27 protein-coding genes are annotated in these 20,668 nt (G+C 67.5%); 6 read left to right on the top strand and 21 right to left on the bottom strand.

All coding sequences use genetic code 11. The annotated features are described in order from the left end of the window. Positions 1 to 24: 24 nt before the first annotated feature. The 9 genes from map to PVE35_RS07290 all read right to left on the bottom strand — a co-directional run bounded on the left by map (position 25) and on the right by PVE35_RS07290 (position 7,121). The gene (map, locus tag PVE35_RS07330; protein ID WP_020649374.1) at positions 25 to 792 is read right to left on the bottom strand and encodes a type I methionyl aminopeptidase; all 768 of its coding nucleotides are present in this window, start codon (positions 790 to 792) and stop codon (positions 25 to 27) included. Beyond that, a complete protein-coding gene (locus PVE35_RS07325; protein ID WP_144735131.1) occupies positions 789 to 1,001 on the bottom strand; it encodes a ParD-like family protein in 213 nt (70 codons plus the stop codon). The genes map and PVE35_RS07325 overlap by 4 nt, the downstream gene beginning before the upstream one ends. A gap of 444 nt (positions 1,002 to 1,445) precedes the next feature. Continuing rightward, on the bottom strand, positions 1,446 to 2,039 hold the full coding sequence (locus PVE35_RS07320; RefSeq protein WP_223819785.1) for an AAA family ATPase: 594 nt from the start codon (positions 2,037 to 2,039) through the stop codon (positions 1,446 to 1,448). 3 nt (positions 2,040 to 2,042) lie between these two features. Further along, positions 2,043 to 3,245, bottom strand: coding sequence for an MFS transporter (locus PVE35_RS07315; RefSeq protein ID WP_277374234.1), 1,203 nt, complete (start codon positions 3,243 to 3,245; stop codon positions 2,043 to 2,045). A gap of 44 nt (positions 3,246 to 3,289) precedes the next feature. After that, positions 3,290 to 4,666, bottom strand: a complete 1,377-nt coding sequence (locus PVE35_RS07310; protein WP_029578106.1) for a CoA transferase — start codon at positions 4,664 to 4,666, stop codon at positions 3,290 to 3,292. 214 nt (positions 4,667 to 4,880) lie between these two features. After that, entirely contained in the window at positions 4,881 to 5,639 is a 759-nt protein-coding gene (locus PVE35_RS07305) for a sulfite exporter TauE/SafE family protein (protein WP_029578107.1), read from the bottom strand. Between the two features lie 12 nt (positions 5,640 to 5,651). Then, entirely contained in the window at positions 5,652 to 6,287 is a 636-nt protein-coding gene (locus tag PVE35_RS07300) for a LysE family translocator (protein ID WP_238955027.1), read from the bottom strand. 13 nt (positions 6,288 to 6,300) lie between these two features. Then, entirely contained in the window at positions 6,301 to 6,507 is a 207-nt protein-coding gene (locus tag PVE35_RS07295) for a DUF1737 domain-containing protein (RefSeq protein WP_029578109.1), read from the bottom strand. A gap of 2 nt (positions 6,508 to 6,509) precedes the next feature. After that, positions 6,510 to 7,121 (bottom strand): alpha/beta hydrolase, encoded by a 612-nt coding sequence (locus PVE35_RS07290; RefSeq protein WP_029578110.1) that lies wholly within the window; start codon positions 7,119 to 7,121, stop codon positions 6,510 to 6,512. 187 nt (positions 7,122 to 7,308) lie between these two features. Here PVE35_RS07290 and PVE35_RS07285 point away from each other — a divergent pair, with 187 nt between their 5' ends. Next, positions 7,309 to 7,968, top strand: a complete 660-nt coding sequence (locus tag PVE35_RS07285; RefSeq protein ID WP_029578111.1) for a LysE family translocator — start codon at positions 7,309 to 7,311, stop codon at positions 7,966 to 7,968. A gap of 61 nt (positions 7,969 to 8,029) precedes the next feature. Next, complete coding sequence (locus PVE35_RS07280; protein WP_277374233.1) at positions 8,030 to 8,917, top strand: PhzF family phenazine biosynthesis protein; 888 nt, start codon at positions 8,030 to 8,032, stop codon at positions 8,915 to 8,917. A gap of 103 nt (positions 8,918 to 9,020) precedes the next feature. Here the strand turns inward: PVE35_RS07280 and PVE35_RS07275 are convergent, their stop codons facing one another. The 5 genes from PVE35_RS07275 to PVE35_RS07255 are packed head-to-tail and all read right to left on the bottom strand — an operon-like array spanning position 9,021 to position 12,594. Further along, entirely contained in the window at positions 9,021 to 9,929 is a 909-nt protein-coding gene (locus PVE35_RS07275; RefSeq protein ID WP_029578113.1) for a LysR substrate-binding domain-containing protein, read from the bottom strand. Between the two features lie 37 nt (positions 9,930 to 9,966). Further along, positions 9,967 to 10,242, bottom strand: a complete 276-nt coding sequence (locus PVE35_RS07270; RefSeq protein WP_024889575.1) for a hypothetical protein — start codon at positions 10,240 to 10,242, stop codon at positions 9,967 to 9,969. Continuing rightward, positions 10,239 to 11,081 carry a PfkB family carbohydrate kinase gene (locus PVE35_RS07265; protein ID WP_277374232.1) on the bottom strand — a complete coding sequence of 281 codons (843 nt, stop codon included), beginning with the start codon at positions 11,079 to 11,081 and terminating at the stop codon, positions 10,239 to 10,241. Before PVE35_RS07265 ends, PVE35_RS07270 begins: the two co-directional genes overlap by 4 nt. After that, positions 11,078 to 11,794, bottom strand: a complete 717-nt coding sequence (locus PVE35_RS07260) for a glutamine amidotransferase (RefSeq protein ID WP_024889577.1) — start codon at positions 11,792 to 11,794, stop codon at positions 11,078 to 11,080. The genes PVE35_RS07265 and PVE35_RS07260 overlap by 4 nt, the downstream gene beginning before the upstream one ends. Then, positions 11,791 to 12,594 carry a YggS family pyridoxal phosphate-dependent enzyme gene (locus PVE35_RS07255; RefSeq protein ID WP_052151667.1) on the bottom strand — a complete coding sequence of 268 codons (804 nt, stop codon included), beginning with the start codon at positions 12,592 to 12,594 and terminating at the stop codon, positions 11,791 to 11,793. The genes PVE35_RS07260 and PVE35_RS07255 overlap by 4 nt, the downstream gene beginning before the upstream one ends. A 70-nt stretch (positions 12,595 to 12,664) precedes the next feature. Here PVE35_RS07255 and ptsJ point away from each other — a divergent pair, with 70 nt between their 5' ends. After that, positions 12,665 to 13,966: a transcriptional regulator PtsJ gene (gene ptsJ, locus PVE35_RS07250; protein WP_029578116.1), complete on the top strand. Its 1,302-nt coding sequence runs from the start codon at positions 12,665 to 12,667 to the stop codon at positions 13,964 to 13,966. A 65-nt stretch (positions 13,967 to 14,031) separates the two neighbouring features. On the opposite strand, the gene ilvE is transcribed toward ptsJ, so the two are convergent. Then, positions 14,032 to 15,009 (bottom strand): branched-chain-amino-acid transaminase, encoded by a 978-nt coding sequence (ilvE, locus tag PVE35_RS07245; RefSeq protein WP_009463302.1) that lies wholly within the window; start codon positions 15,007 to 15,009, stop codon positions 14,032 to 14,034. 181 nt (positions 15,010 to 15,190) lie between these two features. On the opposite strand from ilvE, the gene PVE35_RS07240 reads away from it, so the two are divergent. From PVE35_RS07240 to PVE35_RS07230, 3 genes are read left to right on the top strand one after another with little or no spacing between them, the layout of a single operon-like run. Further along, positions 15,191 to 16,105: a LysR substrate-binding domain-containing protein gene (locus PVE35_RS07240; RefSeq protein ID WP_029578117.1), complete on the top strand. Its 915-nt coding sequence runs from the start codon at positions 15,191 to 15,193 to the stop codon at positions 16,103 to 16,105. A 6-nt stretch (positions 16,106 to 16,111) separates the two neighbouring features. Then, complete coding sequence (locus tag PVE35_RS07235; RefSeq protein ID WP_052151668.1) at positions 16,112 to 16,615, top strand: GNAT family N-acetyltransferase; 504 nt, start codon at positions 16,112 to 16,114, stop codon at positions 16,613 to 16,615. Between the two features lie 4 nt (positions 16,616 to 16,619). Further along, complete coding sequence (locus tag PVE35_RS07230; protein ID WP_277374231.1) at positions 16,620 to 17,189, top strand: peroxiredoxin; 570 nt, start codon at positions 16,620 to 16,622, stop codon at positions 17,187 to 17,189. A gap of 62 nt (positions 17,190 to 17,251) precedes the next feature. Here PVE35_RS07230 and PVE35_RS07225 read toward each other — a convergent pair whose 3' ends face one another. Genes PVE35_RS07225 through PVE35_RS07200 form a run of 6 tightly spaced genes read right to left on the bottom strand, consistent with a single transcriptional unit; the run spans position 17,252 to position 20,668 of the window. Continuing rightward, on the bottom strand, positions 17,252 to 17,389 hold the full coding sequence (locus tag PVE35_RS07225) for a hypothetical protein (RefSeq protein WP_176392680.1): 138 nt from the start codon (positions 17,387 to 17,389) through the stop codon (positions 17,252 to 17,254). Next, entirely contained in the window at positions 17,386 to 18,630 is a 1,245-nt protein-coding gene (locus PVE35_RS07220; protein ID WP_169518324.1) for an MFS transporter, read from the bottom strand. Before PVE35_RS07220 ends, PVE35_RS07225 begins: the two co-directional genes overlap by 4 nt. Continuing rightward, on the bottom strand, positions 18,627 to 19,589 hold the full coding sequence (locus PVE35_RS07215; RefSeq protein WP_088928741.1) for an alpha/beta fold hydrolase: 963 nt from the start codon (positions 19,587 to 19,589) through the stop codon (positions 18,627 to 18,629). Before PVE35_RS07215 ends, PVE35_RS07220 begins: the two co-directional genes overlap by 4 nt. Further along, positions 19,582 to 19,881: a DUF1330 domain-containing protein gene (locus PVE35_RS07210; protein ID WP_024889585.1), complete on the bottom strand. Its 300-nt coding sequence runs from the start codon at positions 19,879 to 19,881 to the stop codon at positions 19,582 to 19,584. Before PVE35_RS07210 ends, PVE35_RS07215 begins: the two co-directional genes overlap by 8 nt. Then, positions 19,878 to 20,279, bottom strand: a complete 402-nt coding sequence (locus PVE35_RS07205) for a cupin domain-containing protein (RefSeq protein ID WP_088928742.1) — start codon at positions 20,277 to 20,279, stop codon at positions 19,878 to 19,880. The genes PVE35_RS07210 and PVE35_RS07205 overlap by 4 nt, the downstream gene beginning before the upstream one ends. After that, positions 20,276 to 20,668: a nuclear transport factor 2 family protein gene (locus PVE35_RS07200; protein WP_026353018.1), complete on the bottom strand. Its 393-nt coding sequence runs from the start codon at positions 20,666 to 20,668 to the stop codon at positions 20,276 to 20,278. Before PVE35_RS07200 ends, PVE35_RS07205 begins: the two co-directional genes overlap by 4 nt.

Below are 20,668 nucleotides of genomic sequence, written 5' to 3'. Positions count from 1 at the left end.
GGCGTTCCTGTCCACTACGTTGAATCAGTGCAACGCCTTTTCGCCCGGGCGCAGCGTCAAGACGCGCACACCGCTCGCAGTGACGGCCACGGTATGCTCGAACTGAGCCGACAATTGCCCGTCACGCGTGACGACCGTCCACCCATCGACCTCTGTTCGGACGGCGGACCGCCCCTTGTTTACCATCGGCTCGATGGTAAACACCATCCCTTCCCGAAGCGCCAGACCCGTTCGCGGTTTACCCCAGTGCAGCACTTGCGGCTCCTCGTGCATTTCACGGCCGATGCCGTGGCCACAGTATTCCCTAACGATCGAATAGCCATTCCTGCGGGCATGCCGCTCGATAGCGTGGCCCACGTCGCCGAGCGTGGCGCCTGGGCGGACGGCCTGGATGCCTTTCCACATCGCTTCATAAGCCACTTGCACGAGCCGCTTCGCCTGGTGTGACACCTCGCCGACCAGATAGGTCTTGCTGGAATCGGCGATGTAGCCGTTCTTCTCCAGCGTGATGTCGAAATTGACGATGTCCCCGTCCTGCAGAATGTCCTTGGCGGAAGGAACGCCGTGGCAGACCACATGGTTGCGGGAGGCGTTGAGCGCGTAGGCGTACCCGTATTGCCCTTTGCTGGCCGGGCGCGCTTTGAGTTCATAGACGATGAAGTCATCGACTAGATCGTTGACCTGCATCGTGGACATGCCGATCAGGTTCAGCCGATCAAGATGGCTGAACACCTGCGCCAAAAGCTGGCCTGACTCGGCCATCAGCGCGATTTCTTCTGGGCGCTTGGTCATGCCGACCCCATCTTGATGGGTTGCGCCACAACGCCTGCGGCCCGCAGCTCACGGGTGACGATGTCGTTGAAGCTCAGTGTCGGGTTCATTTCGCACAGCATGCCGATCCTGATCCAGAAGGCCGCCTGCGCATTGATTGACCGGCACGATACCGCGCTGGCCTTGCGCAGTTGGTCATGCAGATCCTCGTCGATGTTCACGATACCCATGTGCTTTGATCTATATGAAACATATATGAATCATATAGTCTGGCTAGCCAATGGTGCAAGTGAGCTGATGACGTGACTAAAGACGGGGGCATTGATGTCTGGGCCTCCCCGGCCAAGGAAGATGACCGGTCGCGCTGTCGTGCTTTGCATCGAACCCCCTTCGGGGCTTCGCCCCTGTCGGGCTTCCATCGTTCCCTCGCTTCGCTCGGCTAGCACCTTCGGCCCCGCTTCCTGTTTCTGCCCTACGCTCCGCTTGCGTGCGGTTTGGCAGACAGGGCGGCCGTTGCCATGTCCAGCAGTTTTCTCCGACCTATCACCTGTCGACGACAGTAGCCCGCGCCCGTGTCGTCGCGTGCTCATCGACAACGGTGCACGTGAGTACGCATGCTGCAGGGCCGCGTTCGGATCAGCATCCAGGGCAACCGCCGCAAGTTGGTCTCGCCTTCAGCAGCGATGAATCGCTTCGAGAACGAAGTCGGCCCGCTCGGCCACACTGGCGCGCGGAAGCAACCTGACTTCGTAGCCGAGTGCCCGGTAGGTTGCATCCAGGTGGGCGTATTCCGCCTCAGCCTCGGGAAAACCGTGCCGCCGCGCCTCGTCTGCGCAATAGATGTCCGGCCAGGGCGGTGCGAGGAACACGAGCCGCCCATAAGGGCGGGATTCGCCCAGACTTTGCGCCAACGGTACCCCGTAGAGTCGTTGAAGCGCTGCAGCGGCGTCGATCAACCCTCGGTCGAAGAAGACCGGACCAGCGTCCCGTGCCGCGCCTTCGAGATCCATGGCGGCGACGCGCAGCGCCTCCCGCAGAAAGGCCGCCATGTCGGTCCATGGCAAGGCGTTGCCGCCCTGTCGAATCTGCTCGGCGATGATCCTCCGCCCGGGTTCGGCGACGGTCGCATGACCACGCCGCCGCAGCTCCCCGAGCAAGGTCGACTTGCCGCCGCCGGAGCACCCCGAAATGACCACCTGAGATGGCATCGGCGTCATGTCAGGGTTTGCTTCGACCAGCAGACGGTTTGTCAATTCACTTGTCATCATTGGTTAGCCGAAGAGACAGGCCCACGCAATGGTGGTGCTGAGCATGCCAAAGGCGCAGACCCCGGCCCATCCATGGGCAGTGAAGGCCCACCCGCATGCAGCAGCGCCGAAGGCCCCGCCAAGCAGCATCGTGCCCATGAACACGGTGTTCAGCCGGCTGCGCGCACCCGCATCCAATGCATAGACCATGGTCTGGTTCGCCACCTGGGCCGACTGCACGGCCACGTCGAGCAAGAAGATGCCGAGGACGAGTGCGGGGATCGATGAGCCTCCCAGGTACAGCACGGCAAATGCCGTTGCGGTTCCCACCGCGCCTGCACGAACGACTGCGTCATGTCCGCGTCGGTCGGCAAACCGGCCAGCCGCCGGTGCAGCCAACGCGCCGCACACGCCGACCAGCGCGAACAGGCCGGCGGATACCGCGCCGAGCTGCAGTGGCGGCCGCTCCAGCCAGAGCGCGAACGTTGCCCAGAAGCCGATCATGCTGGCAAACAGCAGGAACTGGACGGCCACAGCCTGGCGCAAGGAAGCGTGCTTGCGCACCAAATGCCACATCGACAGCAGCAATCGTCCATAGCTGAGATCGGAGGACGGTGGTACCACCGGCAGCGTCCATGCCAGCCGAAAGCCCAGTACCAGCATCAGTGCCGCAGAAAAGCCGAAGACGGACCGCCAGCCCCAAAGCTCGGTCATCCAGCCGCTCACCACACGGGCCGCCAGGATGCCGATCAGGATGCCGCCCGTCACCACGCCGAGCACCTGCCCCTTGCGGTGGGAGGGTGCCAGGTGGATGGCCAAGGGAACCAGTTGTTGCGCCACGGTGGCGCACAAACCCACGGCGAGGCTCGCCAGTGCCAATTGAACGAAGCCGGAGGACGCGGCTGCCAGCACCAGGGAGAGCACCAGCGCCGCCAGCGTTCGCAGGATGAGCGACTTGCGCTCCAGGCGGTCACCCAGTGGTGCCAGGAACAGCACGCCCAGGGCATTGCCCGCCTGGGTGAGCACGGGCAGCCAGGTCACGGTCCCCGCAGAGAGCGCGAACTCCCGGCTCAATTCGCCGAGAAGCGGCTGGTTGTAGTAGCTGTTGGCCACGGATGCGCCCGCCGCCAGGGCAATGGTCCACAGCAGATGGGAGGGCAAGGCTGACGTGGCAGGCATCGGTGCGGCACGCGATGCATCGCCGGGGTGACCTGGGATATTGCTCATTCAAGGGGTCCGGCCGTATCAACTCTCGGCTTGCGGACAAGCTCTCACCAGTTCGGGCGATCCGTTCCCGGCGGCACTGACGGTCGCGCATAGCCGGCCGGTGTTCGCGCCATTTGCGCGCTGGGGCGCACGGCGCGCAGCAGGCCGAAGCCGGAGACTTCGTCGGCGAGCCAGGGGCTGAGGTCCGGCCTGCCGGCCCGCAGACCCTCTTCGATGCGCCCCAGCCCGCGCAGCCAGTGCCCGGTCTGCGCCAGCGACACCTGCACGTGCCAGCTTCCCCCTTCGCGCGACTGTCGCCACAGCGCGGCGGCGGCGCCGAAAGCCATCAGGAAGCCGCTGGCCTGGTCGAGGATCTGCATCGGCAGCGCGCGCGGCTTGCCGTCGCCCGCCGCCTCGCCCTCGGCGTGGTTGAAACCCATTGCCGTCTGCACCAGCGAATCGAAACCGCGCCGGTCGGCCCAGGGCCCTTGCGTGCCGTAGGCGGTCAGCGACACGGCGACGATGCCGGGCCGGCGCGCGGCCAGGGCCTCGGGCGAGAAGCCGAGCGCGGCCAGGCCGCCGGGCCGGTACCCCTGCGAGAACACGTGGGCGTCTTCCAGGAGCTGCCACAGCGCTTCGCGCCCGGCCTCGCTGCGCAGGTCGATGTGCGCCGAGCGCTTGCCGCGGCTGGTTTCGGCAATAGCGGCGATGTTGGGCAGGTTCGGTGAGTTGACCAGCATCACGTCCGCGCCGAACGACGCCATCGCCCGCCCACCGACGGGGCCGGCCAGGATGCGCGTGAGGTCGAGCACGCGCAGGCCGGCGAGCGGCCGCTCATCGGCCGCCAGGGGCGGCAGTGCACGCGGTGGCGCATCGGCGATTCGGGTGATGGTCATCAGGGGTTGCGAGGCCACCGCCTGACCCTGGGGCGTGGCATCCCACTCGGCGAAGCTGCGCAACGCCGTGGCCACCAGCGCGTGGTCGGCCGCGGCCTGCTCGAAGTCCAGCGCCTTCCAACCCCGCAGGGCCTGCTCTGCGTCGGCGCGTGTGGCAGTTGCGGGGTCCAGGCCCAGCAGGCGCAGCGCGCCATCGCGGTGGTGCGGGAAGTTGGTGTGGACACGCACGTGGCCATCGGCGCAGCGGTACAGGCCGGCGAACGGGTCCCACAGCTCGGGCTCCTGGCCGTCGAGCGTGAACCAGCCGGTGCATTCGGCGGCGGCGTGGGCCATGTCCACGGTGACACGCTGGCGCGGAGCACCCCGCTCATGGCCCAGTTCGCAGGCGGCGAGCGCAGCCGCGGCAATGCTGGTCTGCGCGGCGGTGCCGACGGCGAAGGACGAGGGAAACACCGGGTCGCTGCCCGTCAGCGCGATCCCGGCCAGCGCCTGCGGCGGCAGCCCGCCCAGCGACCAGAGCGCGGTCAGTGCATCAAGTGGATTCATCGAATGGACTCCTCACAGAAAGTTCGCCAACTGAATCGACACAGCGCCTCGTTGGTCGAGCCGGATTGGCAGATCCAGGCGGGTGGCAGGGTCGGTGCCACGTTGTCCGCAAACGCAGCAGAGCGCGGAAAGCAGCATCGCCCGCCATTGGCGATGCCGGGGAGCGCCGTGCTGGCACAGGCATGGGCGTCGCACGCCCGCTGCAAGCGATCCATCATGCACCCGCCTTCAGCCCGAAGTACGCAGAGAGCGCCAGGCCGGTCGCCACGATCGTCCAACGCAGCGCCAGCGGCGGAATCCAGCGCGCCAACCGCGCGCCGGCATAGCCTCCCAAGATCGCGCCCAGCAGGACCGCACTGCCTTGCGCCCAGGCGATGGACCCGGTGGCGACGAAGAGCATCACCGCGGCACTGGTCACGACGGTAGCCATCGCATTCTTGACGGCGTTGGCCTCCTGGACATCGCGCACACCCAGCAAGGTCAGGATCGCCATCAGCATGATGCCCAGGCCGGCGCCGAAGTAGCCGCCATAGAGTGCGGTCAGAAACTCCGCCCCCGCAGCCGCCAGGTGCGGCACCTGACCGCGAGCATGCCGCTCGATGGCCTGGCGCAGCCAGGGTCCCAGGGCGAACAGAACGGTCGCGACGAGGATCAGCCACGGCACCAGACGGCTGAACTGTGCATCTCCGGTGAACACCAACAGTGTGGCGCCCACCAGCGAACCGGCACCGACCACGGGCAGGCTGCGCCGCAACGCGGCGCGGTGGCGCCCGAGTTCGCTGCGATAGCCGAGCAGGCTGCTCGCATGCCCCGGCCAGATCGACACCGCGCTGGTGGCGTTGGCCACCACGGGTGGTACGCCGGCAGCCAGCAGCGCGGGAAAGGTGAAGAATGTGCCGCCGCCGGCCACCGCATTGCAGATGCCGCCGATCATGCCGGCACCGGCCAGCAGCAGGAAGGTTCCGATGTCCATGCCGCTCGCACCTCAGCTCGTCGGCCTGGACAGGGCCAGACGCAGGCCAAACCCCATCAGCGCCAGGCCGGTGAGCGCATCGAGCGAGCGCATCACCGTGGGCCGGCGCAGCCAGCGTGCCAGGGGCCGCGTGGCCAGCACCAGTGCGGCGAACCAGAGCAGTCCCATCGCGGCGTGGATGCCGGCCAACAGCACGCTGAACCCGACCACCGGCACGTCGGCGGGAACGAACTGTGGCAGGAGGCTCACGTAGAACACCCCGACCTTGGGATTGAGCAGATTCGTCAGCAGACCGCGCAGGAACCAGCGCTCGCCACTCACGAGTGGCGGATCGTCTGCGGGCAGCGTCGGCCGGCTCTTGAGCGCGCCAGAGAACAGCTTCCAGCCGAGCCAGAGCAGATAGGCCGCGCCCGCGATCTGCAGCAGGGTGTAGGCGAGTCGGGAGACCGCGAGCACCGCGCCGAGCCCGAGGGCCGCGATCAGCCCCCAGATCAGCACGCCGGTCACGATGCCGCCGCCCGCCCTCATCGCCTTGCGCCCCCCTTCCACAGCCGCCGTGCGAAGTACCAGCGCCGTGTCCAGGCCGGGGGTCAAGGTGAGCAGCAGCGCCGTCAGCGTGAAGCCCAGGATCGCAGTCGATGCATCCATTGGGGGATCTCCGTCAGAGCACAGACAAGTCCAGTGACTCGCTGTACGTCGTCGATTCGATGGTCTTGACGATGGCCTGGCCGCAGATCACTGCGCCACGCGCCGGGTCGTAGGTCAGGCTCGGCTCGCCATACAGCGCCCAGCCGCTGTTCAGGGCCGCGGTGACGCGGTGGCAGAACGCAGCGTCGTCGATGCCGGTCAGGTAGCGGTACGCGAGCATGCTCATGCTCCCGGTCGATTCGATGCCGGCATCTGGACGCGCAGCCCCGCGCCGAATGCCTGCAGCAGATGCCAGCCGGTGTCCCAGTCGCCCACGCCGCTGGCGGCATTGATGTGCCCGAGGGCGCCGACTTCCACGCATCCCGCTGCCCAACCCATGGCCATGTGCCGGGCGTGCTCCGGCGAGCCATAGGGGTCGTCGCTGCTGGCGACCACCAGTGCGGGAAACGGCAGGGGGTCGGTCGGTGGCGGGCCGAACTCGCTCGCCTCGCCCGGAAACGCCGGTGCGCCGGGGTCAGGGACGGCAACGAGGAAGGCGCCCCGGACCTGGGCGATCCGATGCTGGATGTCTTCCCCGATTCCCGGCCGCGATGCCCAGTGCGCGACGAGCAGGCACGACAGGCTGTGTGCGACCAGGACGACGGGCGCGCCGCACTCGTCGATGGCCGCATCGAGTGCCTGCAGCCAGTCGGCCAGGTCCGGCCTGTCCCAGTCGGCAGGCTGGAATCGCCGGCCATGCTCCTGGCGCGACGCCCAGCGCGTCTGCCAATGCTCCGGCCCGGAATTGCCGATACCGGGAAGCATCAAGAGGCGAACGGTCTGAAGGTGGCTCATGGTGGCGTGCGCGGATATCCGGAGTGACGTTGTCTGGCTGGAAACCTTAAGACCGATGCGTCGAATTGCCGAGTGAGAAGGTCTCAGCAAACGTCGAGAAAAGCTCAATGGTCAGCTCGAATGGCCTTGGCTATCGTCGAAGTGCACTTCCTTCACAACCGACGAAGAAGCCCCCCCCGAGTTCGCCATGTCCGATATCCCGCTCCTGATTTCCTACGTCCTGGCGGCCTGGCTGTCCATCCTTACGCCCGGCCCGGCCATCCTGCTGGCGATGCGCAATGGCGCTCGCCAGGGCGTGGTCGCGAGCCTGTGGTCGACGCTGGGCAACATGTTGGGGTTGCTCGTGGTTTCCGCGGCGGCCGCGTGGGGCGTCGGCCTGTTCCTGCTTGCCTCCGCTCACGCGATGACCGCACTGCGGCTGGCCGGCGCCGCCTATCTGGCGTACCTCGGTCTTCGCCTGCTTGTGCAGGGCAGACACACGCGGTCGCCGGACGCCGATGCTCATGACGCAGGGCCGGTGCAGGCCTTCGCGCTGGCGAAGGAAGGATTCCTGGTGGCGACATCCAATCCGAAGTCGATGCTCTTCTTCACCGCCTTCTTCCCCCAGTTCATCCGGGCCGACCAGGCTCTCATCCCTCAGTTCATGGGCCTGACCGCGATCTTCGTGATCCTCAGCGGCGCCACCTTGACCGGCTATGCCGCCATTGCAAGCCGGGTGCGAGGAGCATTGGGCACTTCCGTCTGGCGCCAGCGCTGCACGCGCCTGGCGGGGATCGGCTTCCTCGGATTCGCCGCATGGATTCTTTTGTGGAGACCGTCGAGCGGCGCCAAGGCCCTGGCCGCGTGATTCGTCCCCGGCCACGCGCACGCAACCGAGCACAGGCGGTGCGACCGAACCTGGAGAAGCGATGAACAAATCCTTCCTGCAAGTCGATGTGTTCACGAGCCAGCCGCTCAGCGGCAACCCGGCTGCCGTCGTGTTCGATGCCGACGACCTCGATGCGCGGACCATGCAGCGGATCGCGCGCGAGATGAACCTGTCCGAGACGGTCTTCGTGCTGGCCCCGGAATCGCCCGACACCGACTATCGGGTGCGCATCTTCACGCCCTCCAGCGAGCTACCGTTCGCGGGGCACCCCACCATCGCCACTGCGAGCGCGGTGCGTGCGCACCGTGGCGATCTGGTCGATGCAAGTCTGCTGCGGCAGGCCTGCGGCATCGGCATCGTGCCTGTCGAAGTCGTTCCGACCGAGGGCTCGCCGATCTACTGGATGACCCAGGCCAGCCCGCAGTTCCGCAACACGGCCATCGGTCCTGGGGAAATGTCGGCCCTGCTGGGCTGCGATGCGAACATGCTGGCCGCGATGCCGGTAGAAGTCGTCTCCACCGGCATCCCGTGGCTGATCGCCGAGCTGCGCAGCGTCGCCGCCGTGGCGTCGCTGCGTCCCAACCTGCCTCGCATCGCCGAACGCTGCCGCGCATCGGGTGCCGTCGGCGTGACCGTCTTTGCCGAGCACGAGGCCGACGCGCCGGTACGCTTGCGCCTGCGCACGTTTGCGCCAGGCGAAGGCGTGGCCGAGGACCCCGTCTGCGGGTCTGGAAACGGGTGTGTCGCGGCATTCCTGGCAAGGCACCGGCACGCATCGGCTCTCCAGGGTGGCTACCTTGCGGAGCAAGGCATCGAGATGGGACGCGATGGCCTGATCCACGTCGAATGGACCCGAAACGGCGACGAATTGACGGTGCGCGTCGGTGGCCAGGCCGTGACCGTCGCCAGCGGCACCCTGCATCTGTAGACGCGGCGGCACGTTCAGCCGCTCGGTCGCCCATGGCTTGCCATGGCACCTGCGCGGCGTCCCCGACGAAGGTCTGCGCTGCGAGGAACGCGGTTGCCCAGGGCTAGATCGGATCGACGGCGGGACTGTCGTCGCGCGAGAGCATGGCGCGTTCGATGAAGTGCTGCAGCGGTTCCGAGGGCTCACTGTCCGGCCGCAACAAGTAGGTGGTCATGCATGCCGACGGGTCCGACAGGGGCCGCGCAATGACCTCGGGATGACGGCAGACCGAAATCTGCGCCGCCGTGGCGAAACCCAGTCCGTAGCCCGCGGCCACCAGCGTCAGCATCAATTCCAGTGTCGCGACCCGCTCTGCGATCCGGGGCTGGATGGCGGCCGTCCGGAGCAGCCGTTTGATCTGCCGGTACGCACCCTCGCAGGTTTCCGGGTGGCACTTGATCAGGGGATAGCGCAGCAGTTCATCCAGAGGGACCTGCCTGAAGGCCAGCAAAGGATGGCGCGTCGGAATGGCCACCAGGATGGGATCGGACCAGACCGCCTCGCACAGGATGCCCTCTCCAGCCTCGTCAGACTGCGCAAACCCGGCATCGAAAGTGTCGTCGCGCAACCCGCGCACTTGCGATGCGAGCGGCGTCTCGAACAGGCGGATTTCCACATCGGGCTCCTCCTCCCGGCACAGGGCCAGGAGTGCCGCGAGGCGTGTCTGCGCGATACCGTCCGACAGCGCGAGGCGCAGCATGCCGCGATAGCCCGTGGCGGCGGCCCGGACGTTGGTTCGTGCCTGTTCCAGCACCGCGAACACGCGGCGGGCATCTTCCAGCAGGACCTGGCCCGCCCAGGTGAGCTGGGTGCCGCGCCGATTGCGCTCGAACAGCGTGGCGCCGAGGTCAGACTCCAGCTCCCGGATGGTGCGCGACAGCGGAGACTGCTCGATATGGAGCCGCACCGCCGCACGCGTGAAGTGCAGTTCCTCGGCCACTGCCACGAAACAGCGCAGGTGTCGCAGCTCCATCGCGCCACCTACGCGTACATGAGGCCGGGAGCTTGATTCACGCGAGCGGCTCCTCGGGCGCCGTGCCAGACAGCAGCGCCGTGATCGGCAAGGGTTGGAACAAGAGCTCGCGGCCGAGGACCTTCAGGCCGCCAGGACCGCTTTCGAGCAATCGGCGCTCTTCGCGCGCGACGAACAGTTCGGTGCGATAGCCATCGCATTCGGGAAGTCGCTGTAGCAGGTCGCGGATCGCGTCGCCCGCCCAGGGCGTTTCGCTGTCGAACTGACCCAGCAGCCGGCTATGCCGGGAAATCACGAGGCGGTAGGCATTCATGGCCGGACGCTCCCGGCCATAGCGTGGATAGCCATTTCCTCCCAGCCCAGGCGCCGGGTGCGGGTCAGTTGCTCGGCGGTTTCGCCGCAGGCGCGCTCGACGGCCTGAGGCATCTCTATGCCAAGCAGGCAATGGCCGGTCAGGCGCGCGGCGAAGTAGTCGCCGGCCCCTTTCACCACGCAGGGCACGTGGGGATGCTCGAAGAGGCGCGATACCCCCTCTCGCGTCTCCAGCAGCGTCTGGACGACGGCGCTTTCAGGATCATCCTGGACACTGGTCACCACCACCCATTGGGTGGGGCCGCGCAACAGCGCACGGGCAGCCTCGCGGCAATCCGCCAGACCCTGCAGCGTTCTGCCGGTGATCTGTTCCAGCTCGAACCGATTGGGGACGAGGCCGTGGGCTTCTGGAATCAGCAGCGTGCGCCAGGCCTCGGCCATGCCAGCCGCCGCATACACGCCTTGGTCGTAGTCGCCAATGACCGGATCCAGGTGCAGGCGCAGTTGCGGGTGGCGCTCGCGCATCGTCGACCACCAGGATGCGAGGATCCGTGCCTGCGACGGCGCGCCGAGGAAGCCGACCTGCACAACGCGAGCGCACGCGGGGATGCCGCGCGCCTCCAGGTCATCCAACCAGCCAGCGAACCACGCGTCGGGCACCGCACCGCCATGGACCGAGGGATAGTGCGGGGTGTTGCTGAGCAGCGCGGTCGGCACCGCGGTCGTAAGCAGCCCGCAGGCTTCCAACGCGGGAATCGCCGCGTTGTTGCCGACCCGCCCGTAGACCACCTGGGACTGGATGCTGATGACATCGATGGGCACAGGTTGGGTCACCGTCATTCAGGACGCCCCCCCGTGTCCTGCTGCCGGTCCAGCCACGCGCCGATCGTGCGGTGGGCCGCAGCCTTCAGCGTTGCCCCATGCCGCTCGGCATCCGCGCGCAGCGTGCGCGGATCGACGCCGGCCTGGCCCAGCTCGCAGCAATGGCCGACCAGCCAGCGTTCGATTCGGCTGGCATCGGCTTCCAGGTGGAACTGCAGACCCAGCACCCGGTTGCCGACCGCGTAGGCCTGCTGCACGCAGCTTTCGGTGCTCGCCAGCAGTTCACTGCCCTCAGGCAGCTCGAAGCGGTCGCCGTGCCAATGCAGCACCGGCACGCCGGCCAGCGGTGCCAGCACCGAGCGGCGGCCCGCATCCGTCAGCGTCAGCGCGCCGAAGCCGATCTCCTTGAAGCCCATGGGGGCGACGGCGGCGCCGAGCAGGCGCGCGATCAATTGCGCGCCCAAACAAATGCCGAGCAGCGGCCGGCCGCTGGCCAAGCGCCGTTCGAGCAGACGCAGTTCGTCGGCAAGAAAGGGATAGGCCCGCTCGTCGAAGGCGCCGATCGGCCCACCCAGTGCAATGAGAAGATCGCTTGCCGCGGCCTCCTCACCGGCCAGGTCGTCCGTCGCGGGGTCGAGGTAGCGCACGTCGAATCCACGCTCGCGCAGCAGCGGTTCGAGCGTGCCGAGGTCTTCGAAATGGATGTGGCGCAGGGCCAGGGCGGTCTTCATGCGGTCTGCTCCGATGCGGTCGATGTCGCAGCCCGGTCGTCGTCGGGCCAGTAATGGCTGTCCGGCGTCGCGCGAGCGCCAAAGATGGCCTGGCCGACGCGCACGACGGTGGCGCCTTCCTCAATGGCCAGCTCGAAGTCGCCGGACATCCCCATCGACAGTTCGTCCATGCCGATGCCCGCCGGCGCCTCCTGGCGCAGCCGATCACGCAGTTCGCGCAACAGCACGAAGCAGGGACGGACCCGCGCCGGATCGGCCGACAGCAGCGCCAGTGTCATCAGGCCTCGCACGCGCAGGGCGGAGAAGCCCGGCAGCGCCCGGACGAAGCCGGCCACCTCGGAAGGCGGCAAGCCGAACTTGCTGGCCTCGCCCGAGGTGTTGACCTGCACGAACACATCCAGTGCGCGCCCTTCGGCTTGCAGGCGACGGTCCAGCGCCTCCGCCACACGCAGGCTGTCCAGGGCCTGGAACTCGCTGGCGAAGCGTGCCACGACCTTGGCCTTGTTGGTCTGCAGGTGGCCGATGACCGACCAGCGCAGGTCGGCGAGATCCACCATCGCTTCGGCCTTGCGCTGCGCCTCCTGCACCTTGTTCTCACCCAGGTCGCGGCAGCCGGCGGCGTAAGCCAGACGGATGCGCTCCTCCGGCACGGTCTTGCTGACCGGCAGCAGGCGCACATCGGACGGATCGCGTCCCGCGCGGGAGCAGGCATCGGCGATGCGCCGATGCACCGCCGCCAGATTGCGCCGAAAGTCCTCGACGCTGTGTGCGGTGGGCCAGGGATGCGTCTGCGCGTTCATGGACAAGGGGTTCTCCGTGCTGCTAACATTGTCATAGGACAAAATATACATTGTCACGGGACAAACGGGAATGGCAGAAAAGACCGCATCGGACATCTTTGAGCGCATTCGCCGCGAGGCACATGCGGGCCAGCTTGCCGCGGGCCAGACACTGCCGTCCGTGCGCGAGATGGCCGATCAACTGGGCGTCAACCGCAACACGGTCGCCGCCGCGTACCGGAAGCTGGTGGCCGCAGGCATTGCCGAGACGCTGGGGCGCAACGGAACGGTGATCCGGCCAGCGGCGCGTCTCGGTGAGCAGGAGGGCCTGCAGCCCGGCTCGGCGCTGGCGGATCTGGCCAGCGGCAATCCGGACCCGGCCTGGCTGCCCGATCCATTGCAGGCGCTGGCAGCCAGCGGCTACCGGCCCGCGCTGTATGGCCAGCCTGTACTCGACCCAGCACTCGAACGGCTGGCGCGGCAGTGGTTCGGAGCGGATCTCCGGGAGGGTGACGGTCTGGTGCTGGCGCATGGTGCGGTCGATGCGATCGAGCGTCTGTTGGCTGCCTACCTCGTCGCCGGCGACAAGGTGGCGGTGGAGGACCCGTGCTTCCTCGGCAGCCTCAACATCCTGCACAGCACGGGCCTGGCAGCGGTGCCCGTGGCCATGGATGCGCACGGCATGCGCCCGCAGGCGCTGGAAGCGGCGCTGGCCAATGGCGCCCAGGCGGTGCTGTGCACACCAAGGGCGCAAAACCCCACCGGCTGCGGCCTGAGCGAGCAGCGCGCCCGCGAACTGCGCCGCGTGCTCGCCCGCCATCCGCACGTGCTGGTGATCGAGGACGACCACTTCGCCTTGCTGGCCGAGACGCCGTACTTCTCTATCGCGCCCGCGGCCACCACGCGGCGGGCGCTGGTGCGCTCCGTGTCCAAGGGCTTCGGCCCGGACCTGCGGCTGGCCTTCATCGCTACCGATGCGGGGACCGCCGCAAGGCTCGGCATGCGACTGGCTCCCGGCACGACCTGGGTCAGCCACCTGCTGCAGGCGGCCGTGCGCGGCCTGCTCGGATCCGACGCGGCCACGGCGCGCCTGCATGCGGCCAAGACCGCCTACGCCATGCGTCGCAAGGCCCTGATCGATGCACTCGGCGCCGTGGGCATCGCCGCCAGGCAGCCCTGCGACGGGTTCAATGTGTGGATTCCGTTGCCGGAAGACCGTGACGTTCACCGCACCGCGCAAAGCCTCGCACGCTGCGGCTGGGCCGTGCGAACCGGCGATGCCTTCGCGATCGCGCCCGCGGCCCCCGCGCTGCGAGTCACGGTCTCGACGCTCGAACCCGGGGACGCGGCGCGCTTTGCCGCGCAACTGCGCGACTGTCTGGGGCGTGTATGAAGCCAGTCTGCATGGCATCGTGCCTGTCCTCTCGCGGGTCCGTCTGCGTACCGGTCCATGGCGCGCTACGGCGCCTGCAAGGCGGAGGCGACGCGAGCGGGCCACGGGCGCCGTTCCAACAAGCCGGTCTCCCGTTCCCGCAGCGTCCGGCCGACCTGGCTCGCCTCGGTCACGGACGCGCGAAAGTCCCGGATCAGTTGTCGCGTCACCGGCCCCACGGGCCATTCGGTGGTCGCCGCATCCTCGACCAGCGCCACCACCGGCTGCAGTTCGACCGAGGTGCCGGCGGTGAATACCTCGGAGGCGGCGCGCAGTTCGTCCAGCGTCACGGTCCGCTCCTCGACCCGCAGCCCGCGCTGGCGCGCCAGTCCCATCACGTGCCGCTTGGTGATGCCGTCGAGGAAGCAGGTCGGCAATGGGGTCACCAGCACCCCGTCATGGACCATCAACAGGTTGGTTGCCGTGGTCTCGGCGACCCGGCCTTCGCTGTCGAGCAGCAGTGCGTCGTCGCAGCCCGCCGCTGCGGCGGCATGGCGCGCAAGGGTACCGATCATGTACAGCCCCGAGCACTTGGCCGCGGTGGGTGCGGTGTCAGGACGGGGACGCCGCCAACTCGCCAGCTGCAGCCGGATGCCTTCCTCGGCGCGGCCCTGGGACGCCGCCGTGGGCCAGTCCCAGGCCGCGATCGCCACGTGGATGCGGGCGCGCGGCGAAGCGATGGAAACACTCTCCGCGCCGCGCCAGGCCACCGGGCGGATGTAGGCGTCGTCGAGCTGGTTGGCCCACAGCACCGCCTCGATGGCCTGTGTCAGTTCGCCTTGCGACCACGGCAGGTGGTAGTCCAGCAGCGCGGCGGACTGCTGGAAGCGTTCCAGGTGAGGCGCATTGAGGAAGACATGACCGCCATAGGCGCGCATGCCCTCGAAGACGGCCCCGCCCATATGCAGCGCATGCGTGAGCACGTGCAGGCGCGCCTCGCGCCAGGGCAGCAGCTCGCCATCGAGCCAGATCAGGCCATCGCGATCGTCAAGGGAATTGAGCATGGTGCGCACCGCTGTACAGGTTGTCGATGGCGTCAGTGTGCGGCCGGTTCGCCGTCGGCACGAGTGAGCAAATCTCAGACGATGCTGAGTTTTGGTCCTCGTGTCGGCGAGCGTGGAGACGACGATTTCCGGTTTAATGAGTCCATGAACGACCAATGATTTCCAGGAGGGTGAATCCCCCATGCGCATCCCTGTCCCGTTGAATGCCTTGCGCGCCTTCGAGGCTGCGGCGCGCCATCTCTCGATCAAGGACGCGGCCCTGGAACTGGCGGTCACCCCCTCGGCGGTCAGCCACCAGTTGCGCACGCTGGAGGACATGCTCGGCGTCGAACTGCTGCGCCGCATCGGTACGCGGCTGGAATTGACCAGCGCCGGCCGCCGGCTGGCACCTAGCCTCAACGAGGGTTTCGCCCTGATCGCCGAGGGCGTGAGCAGCTTGCGCGAGGAGCGGCGCGACGGGCCCCTGCGCGTGAACATGCTGCCGACCTTCGCGACCAACTGGCTGTCGCCCCGCCTGAGCCTGTATCCGTTCGAGCGGCGCGGCTTCTCGCTGGACATCTCCACCACGCAGGACGACGTGGATCTGGCCGCCGGCGTGGCCGATGCCGGCATCTGGTATGGCGACGGCCAGTGGGCCGGCCTGCAGGCCGACCTGTTGTTCGAGGCCACCATCGATCTGTACGCGCGCCCGGGCTTTGCCACCGGCTCGCGCCGGGAACGCCTCAAGCAGGTCGCGCGCGCCAACCTGTTCGTTTCGCGGCATTGCCTCACTTGGCAGCGCTGGATGGACAGCCTGCCCGGCGGGCCGTTCGAGCCGGCTGTCGTGACCCGCGTGGATTCGGGCGGCCTGACGATGCAGGCGGCCGCCGATGGGGCTGGCGTGTCGATCGCCGTCTGCGAACTGGCCGAGAGTGCCGTCCGGCTCGGACGCCTGGCCTCGGTCTTCGACCACCCCGTGAGCGCGGGTGTCGGCTTTTGGCTCGTCTATCCCGAGGCGCTATCCGAGGATCGACGGCTGGATAACCTGCGCGGCTGGCTGCGCGAGCAATGTCAGTCGGAAAGCGGAACTCGGAACCCAGAAGCGCGGACAGCATAGACACGTATGAATACCGCATATCCGAAAGACCAGAAAGCACCGCCGGATGACGATGTGACGCTTCGACGGCTCGTTGCCCATGAAGCCGTTGCGCTTGCCTCCCTGCTGGCCGCCTATGGCGACGAGATGCGCCACGGGCAAGGCGCCGGGGCGAATGCACTGGCTCATGCCAATGCCTTGATCGCCGATCCGATCGCGGAAGTGCTGGGTGGCTTTCTCGGCGACGAACTCGTCGCCTTCGCAGTGTTCTTCGATCTGCCCGAGGCGATCTCCGGAGGGCGGTCGGGCCAGCTCGACGACCTGTACGTCCTGCCCGCCGCGCGCGGAAAACGACTCGCTCAGCGGCTCATCGCGGCCATCGCCGATACCGGTCGATCACGCGCCTGGATCCATCTGCGCTGGCTGGTCCCCGAGGACAACCCCGATGCCATCCGGGCCTACGCGCGCTTCGCCGAACCCGCCGGCTGGAAGAGCTACGTGCTTTGGCTGGCCGGTAGCGAGCGGTGGTGAAGCCATGAATAACCTGCAGCAGGTCGATTGGTCGCGTCTTCCGCAGCCGGAGGATGATGGCGGCGCCCGCCACCTCGCGGGCATGCGCCTGCCCACGCTTGAACTGGCATCGACGGATGGTGGCCGTGTCGACCCTTCGCGCCTGCGCGGACGCACGGTGCTTTATCTCTTCCCGATGACGGGCCGGCCGGATATCGCACTGCCTACAGGCTGGGACGAGATTCCAGGAGCACGGGGCTGCACCCCGCAATCCTGTGCCTTCAGGGATCATTTCGCCGAACTGAAGTCCTTGGGCGTCGCCCAATTGTTCGGCGTGTCGACGCAGGACACCGCGTACCAATGCGAGGCGGTGGCGCGCCTCCACCTGCCTTTCCCGTTGCTGTCCGACAACCGCCTTTCATTCGCAACCGCGCTCGGTCTGCCGGTCTTCGAGGTGCAAGGCCTGGCACTGCTCAAGCGACTGACCCTGATTGCGCGCGATGGCGTGATCGAGCATGTGTTCTATCCTGTGTTCCCGCCGGACCGGAATGCCGACGATGTCGTCGCATGGTTGAGGCAACGGCCAGCCACTTGACCTTGGCCAGTCAGCGACACGATCAGCGCTCATGGTCGTGCGAAGTTCTCGTCAGGTCCCGCTCACCCGCAGAAGGACCACTGCTCCAACCACACCCACAGCAGTTCCATCGACAGCCAGGCGCGGAACACCAGCACGCCCGCAGCCAGCAGCACAGCCAGCGGTGCCCAGCGCCTGAACCATTCGCGGTCTTGCCTCATGAAGTCGCCAACCGTGGATCGGCGCGAACGATGGTCCTGTCGTCGATCGGCCAGTGCAGAACCGTCGCCAGCAGGCCCAGCGCAATCGCCAGCAGCCAGATGCTCAGGTACGACCCAGTTGCCTCGAACATGCGGCCACCAAGCCAGACACCGAAGAATGATCCCAACTGGTGGCCGAAGAAGACGAAACCGAACAATGTGGTGATGTAGCGCACGCCGAAGATCTGAGACACCAGGCCATTGGTCAGCGGAACCGTCCCGAGCCAGAGGAACCCCATCACTGCAGCGAACAGGTAAACGCCCCATGTGCTGAGCGGCAGCAGGACGAACAGGGCCATCGCCACCGTGCGCGCTAGGTACAGGCCTGCAAGCAGGTACTTCCTGCGCAGCGTGCCACCCCAAAGCCCCAGCAGGTAGGTGCCGGCCACATTGGTCAGCGCAATGATCGCCAGCGCGGCGACGGCATCGGTAGCGGCCAGGCCCCGGTCCAGCAGGTAGGCTGGGAGGTGCGTGGCGATGAAGGCGAGTTGGAAGCCACAGGCCAGGAAGCCCAGGTTCAGCAGCCAGAAGCCGCGGTGGCGGAAGGCTTCACCGATCGCCGCCTTCATCGACAGCTCCGTGCCGACCACCGCGTTCGAGATGCTTGCGTCGCGCATCGGGAACGCCAGCGGCAGCAGCAACGCCATGACCACTGACAGAATCAGCAGCGCACCCGTCCAGGCCCAACCGCCGATCAAGGCCTGCGCAACCGGGACCATGGCGAACTGCCCGAGGCCACCGATGGCGCCGGCCAGCCCCAGTGCCCAACTGCGGCGCTCAGCCTGCACGAGGCGGCTGAGCGCGCCGTAGATCGCACCGAATGCCGTGCCCGACAGCGCGATGCCGACGCACACGCCAGCGCCCAGAACAAAGGCCACGTGGCTGTGCGCCTGAACCATGAAGAAAAGCCCCAGCGCATAGAACACGAGCCCGCCCGCGATGACCTTGGCCGAACCGTAGCGGTCGGCAATCATCCCGGTGAAGGGTTGGGCGAGACCCCAGGTCAGGTTCTGCACCGCCATCGCGAAACCGAACATTTCGCGCGACCAACCGCGATCCATCGTCACCGGCAGCAGAAACAAGCCTTGCACGTGCCGCACACCGAGGGCCAAACCCATGATCAGTCCGCCGGCCAGGATCGGAATCCAGAGCGATCGGCGCTCGTTTGCCGATGCTGTCGAGGGGGCGAGGTTCGTGTTCATGTCGTGGCTCCCGCTGCTTGCGGATCGTCCGCAGGTCGATGCTTCAGTGCGCCGAGTGGGTGGGTTGGTGGCTCGCCGGTACGCAACCAGTCCAGCGCCAGGGGCCACAGCGCCTCGCGGAAGCGCTCGTGGAAGAAGGCGAAATGGCCGATTTCGGCCTGCTCGATGGCCGCGGGAGCCAAGCGCAGGTGATGGCGCTCGCTGCCGGTGTAGTAATCCAGCAGGCGGTCCAGCGCCGGTACCGTGCCGAATGGATCGTCCTCGATGCCCAGCGCCAGGATCGGTGCGCGCACCTGGCCGAAGCGCCGTGCCAGCATTTCGGCTTCGGGCTCACCTTCCAGTGTCTCCCGGCCTCGGCGCACCGTGCCCTCGAAGCGGGGACCCATGCGTGCCCAGTCCAGTGCCACGCCCTTGGGCGTGTCCTCCATCCATCCCAGGCGCTTGGCTGGCACGTAGCCAAGCACCCGCGCCAGCAGCGGCATGGCCACGTGCCAGCGCAGGAACATGGCGCGGCGTGCGGCGGGCGCATAGTCGCGCCAGTAGGCGTACTGCGCCCCCATGGTGAAGATGCGCCGCACGCGGTGTGCGGACGCGGCCAGCCCGATCACGAAGCCCCCAGCGGAGTGGCCGACCACGTCGATCGGCTGGCCGGGGAATCGCCAGGCGAGGTACTGCAGCACACCCTCGAAATCGTGCTGCCCCCAGTCGATCCAGTCGGCCTGCAGCCGACGCAGCCCACGGTGTCGCGATTCGCCGATGCCGCGGTAGTCGTAGGTCACCACGTCCCATCCGTGGCTGTGGAGCCAGTCGGCAAAGCGCCCGTAGTACCGGCAGCGCACCGAGGTGGCAGCGTTGATGACCGCGACCGGATGCGGGCGTCGTGGATCGCAGGGGCGGCGCCAGGCGAATCCACCCAGTGCATAGCCGTCGGCGGCGCGAATGTCGATGGGCTCAGTCATTCACAGCGAGACCCTGGACCAGCAGCACCACGGCCTGCGCGCCGGCCATGCGATCCTGGGCAATGCGTTGGTACTCGTCCGATTCCGCCCAGTCATGGAAGGCGGCTTCGTCGGGAAAGGACATGAGCACGAGCTTCTGGTGCGGCCAGGTGCCTTCGATGGTGCGAGGCTGCTCGTCCGCGGCCAGCAGACGTCCCCGGTGGTGGCGGAACACCTCCATGAAGCGCGCCTGGTAGCGGTCGTAGGCGGTCCGGTCGTGGATGGTGAGTTGGGCAATGGCGAAAACGGTCATGACGCAGGCTCCGAGTCGCGATGGCGATCCGGTTCGGCGGCCGAGGTCGATTCGATGCGGTCGCCCTGCGTGCTGGGGCTGGAGAACACCAGAAAATTCACGTCCTCGTCGCCACCATTGGCGGCGATGTGGCGAGTGCCGGCCGGGACATGCACGCCTTGACGGGCTGCCAGCAGCACGTCTTGGTCGGACGTGCTCAGGCGCAGGTGGCCACTGAGCACGTAGAAGAACTGGTGCGCCCTGGCGTGCCAGTGGGGTGCTTCGGCGCCGCCTGCGGGCATCCATTCCTGCCGCACCTGCATGTGTTGCAGTTCCAGCAGTCGCCAGCCCAGGCAGACCCCACCCCAGTCATAGCGGTTGCCGTCGTCGGTCCGGACGGCGCGCAGCAGTGCCGTCATGGCGTGTCCTCCTCGGCGGGGACGCCGTGCAGAGCCTCGCCATGGACCTGCCGCCCGTTCTCGAAGCGCATGATCTCGCACATGCGCGTGCGCTTGCCGCAGGCCTGCGCCACGTAATGGACGACGACGGTCTGCGCCTCGACATCGCAGATGGCCGAGATGAGTTCGAACCGCAGGTCCGGCCTGTCGGCGAGCGCGGCCAGCCAGTAGCGGCGCAGCGCGTCCTTGCCTTGTACCCGCGTGCCACCGGTATAGGGCTGGGCCAGCGCGCTCACGAACAGTGCATCGTCGGCGTAGGCGGCCAGCACCGCCGGCACGTCGCGCCGGTTCCAGTCGTCGATCCAGGCCAGCGCATGGGCCCGGAGTTGATCATGAGAGAGTGTCGTCAT

The organism is Pseudomonas sp. AA-38 (assembly GCF_029457475.1).
In the GTDB taxonomy this organism is placed as follows: Bacteria; Pseudomonadota; Gammaproteobacteria; order Pseudomonadales; family Pseudomonadaceae; genus Aquipseudomonas.
This window is presented reverse-complemented; position numbering and strand designations above follow the sequence as displayed.

Excerpts from the sequence above, each read along its gene's own strand:
- PVE35_RS07290 (WP_029578110.1), bottom strand. The coding sequence starts at position 7,121 with ATGAGCCACCTTCAGACCGTTCGCCTCTTGATGCTTCCCGGTATCGGC.
- PVE35_RS07305 (WP_029578107.1), bottom strand. The coding sequence starts at position 5,639 with ATGGACATCGGAACCTTCCTGCTGCTGGCCGGTGCCGGCATGATCGGC.
- PVE35_RS07230 (WP_277374231.1), top strand. The coding sequence starts at position 16,620 with ATGAATAACCTGCAGCAGGTCGATTGGTCGCGTCTTCCGCAGCCGGAG.
- map (WP_020649374.1), bottom strand. The coding sequence starts at position 792 with ATGACCAAGCGCCCAGAAGAAATCGCGCTGATGGCCGAGTCAGGCCAG.
- PVE35_RS07260 (WP_024889577.1), bottom strand. The coding sequence starts at position 11,794 with ATGAAGACCGCCCTGGCCCTGCGCCACATCCATTTCGAAGACCTCGGC.
- PVE35_RS07235 (WP_052151668.1), top strand. The coding sequence starts at position 16,112 with ATGAATACCGCATATCCGAAAGACCAGAAAGCACCGCCGGATGACGAT.
- PVE35_RS07200 (WP_026353018.1), bottom strand. The coding sequence starts at position 20,668 with ATGACGACACTCTCTCATGATCAACTCCGGGCCCATGCGCTGGCCTGG.
- PVE35_RS07255 (WP_052151667.1), bottom strand. The coding sequence starts at position 12,594 with ATGAACGCGCAGACGCATCCCTGGCCCACCGCACACAGCGTCGAGGAC.
- ilvE (WP_009463302.1), bottom strand. The coding sequence starts at position 15,009 with ATGCTCAATTCCCTTGACGATCGCGATGGCCTGATCTGGCTCGATGGC.
- PVE35_RS07320 (WP_223819785.1), bottom strand. The coding sequence starts at position 2,039 with ATGATGACAAGTGAATTGACAAACCGTCTGCTGGTCGAAGCAAACCCT.
- PVE35_RS07270 (WP_024889575.1), bottom strand. The coding sequence starts at position 10,242 with ATGAATGCCTACCGCCTCGTGATTTCCCGGCATAGCCGGCTGCTGGGT.
- ptsJ (WP_029578116.1), top strand. The coding sequence starts at position 12,665 with ATGGCAGAAAAGACCGCATCGGACATCTTTGAGCGCATTCGCCGCGAG.
- PVE35_RS07225 (WP_176392680.1), bottom strand. The coding sequence starts at position 17,389 with ATGAGGCAAGACCGCGAATGGTTCAGGCGCTGGGCACCGCTGGCTGTG.
- PVE35_RS07280 (WP_277374233.1), top strand. The coding sequence starts at position 8,030 with ATGAACAAATCCTTCCTGCAAGTCGATGTGTTCACGAGCCAGCCGCTC.
- PVE35_RS07265 (WP_277374232.1), bottom strand. The coding sequence starts at position 11,081 with ATGACGGTGACCCAACCTGTGCCCATCGATGTCATCAGCATCCAGTCC.
- PVE35_RS07215 (WP_088928741.1), bottom strand. The coding sequence starts at position 19,589 with ATGACTGAGCCCATCGACATTCGCGCCGCCGACGGCTATGCACTGGGT.
- PVE35_RS07275 (WP_029578113.1), bottom strand. The coding sequence starts at position 9,929 with ATGGAGCTGCGACACCTGCGCTGTTTCGTGGCAGTGGCCGAGGAACTG.
- PVE35_RS07210 (WP_024889585.1), bottom strand. The coding sequence starts at position 19,881 with ATGACCGTTTTCGCCATTGCCCAACTCACCATCCACGACCGGACCGCC.
- PVE35_RS07325 (WP_144735131.1), bottom strand. The coding sequence starts at position 1,001 with ATGGGTATCGTGAACATCGACGAGGATCTGCATGACCAACTGCGCAAG.
- PVE35_RS07285 (WP_029578111.1), top strand. The coding sequence starts at position 7,309 with ATGTCCGATATCCCGCTCCTGATTTCCTACGTCCTGGCGGCCTGGCTG.
- PVE35_RS07315 (WP_277374234.1), bottom strand. The coding sequence starts at position 3,245 with ATGAGCAATATCCCAGGTCACCCCGGCGATGCATCGCGTGCCGCACCG.
- PVE35_RS07300 (WP_238955027.1), bottom strand. The coding sequence starts at position 6,287 with ATGGATGCATCGACTGCGATCCTGGGCTTCACGCTGACGGCGCTGCTG.
- PVE35_RS07240 (WP_029578117.1), top strand. The coding sequence starts at position 15,191 with ATGCGCATCCCTGTCCCGTTGAATGCCTTGCGCGCCTTCGAGGCTGCG.
- PVE35_RS07310 (WP_029578106.1), bottom strand. The coding sequence starts at position 4,666 with ATGAATCCACTTGATGCACTGACCGCGCTCTGGTCGCTGGGCGGGCTG.
- PVE35_RS07220 (WP_169518324.1), bottom strand. The coding sequence starts at position 18,630 with ATGAACACGAACCTCGCCCCCTCGACAGCATCGGCAAACGAGCGCCGA.
- PVE35_RS07295 (WP_029578109.1), bottom strand. The coding sequence starts at position 6,507 with ATGCTCGCGTACCGCTACCTGACCGGCATCGACGACGCTGCGTTCTGC.
- PVE35_RS07205 (WP_088928742.1), bottom strand. The coding sequence starts at position 20,279 with ATGACGGCACTGCTGCGCGCCGTCCGGACCGACGACGGCAACCGCTAT.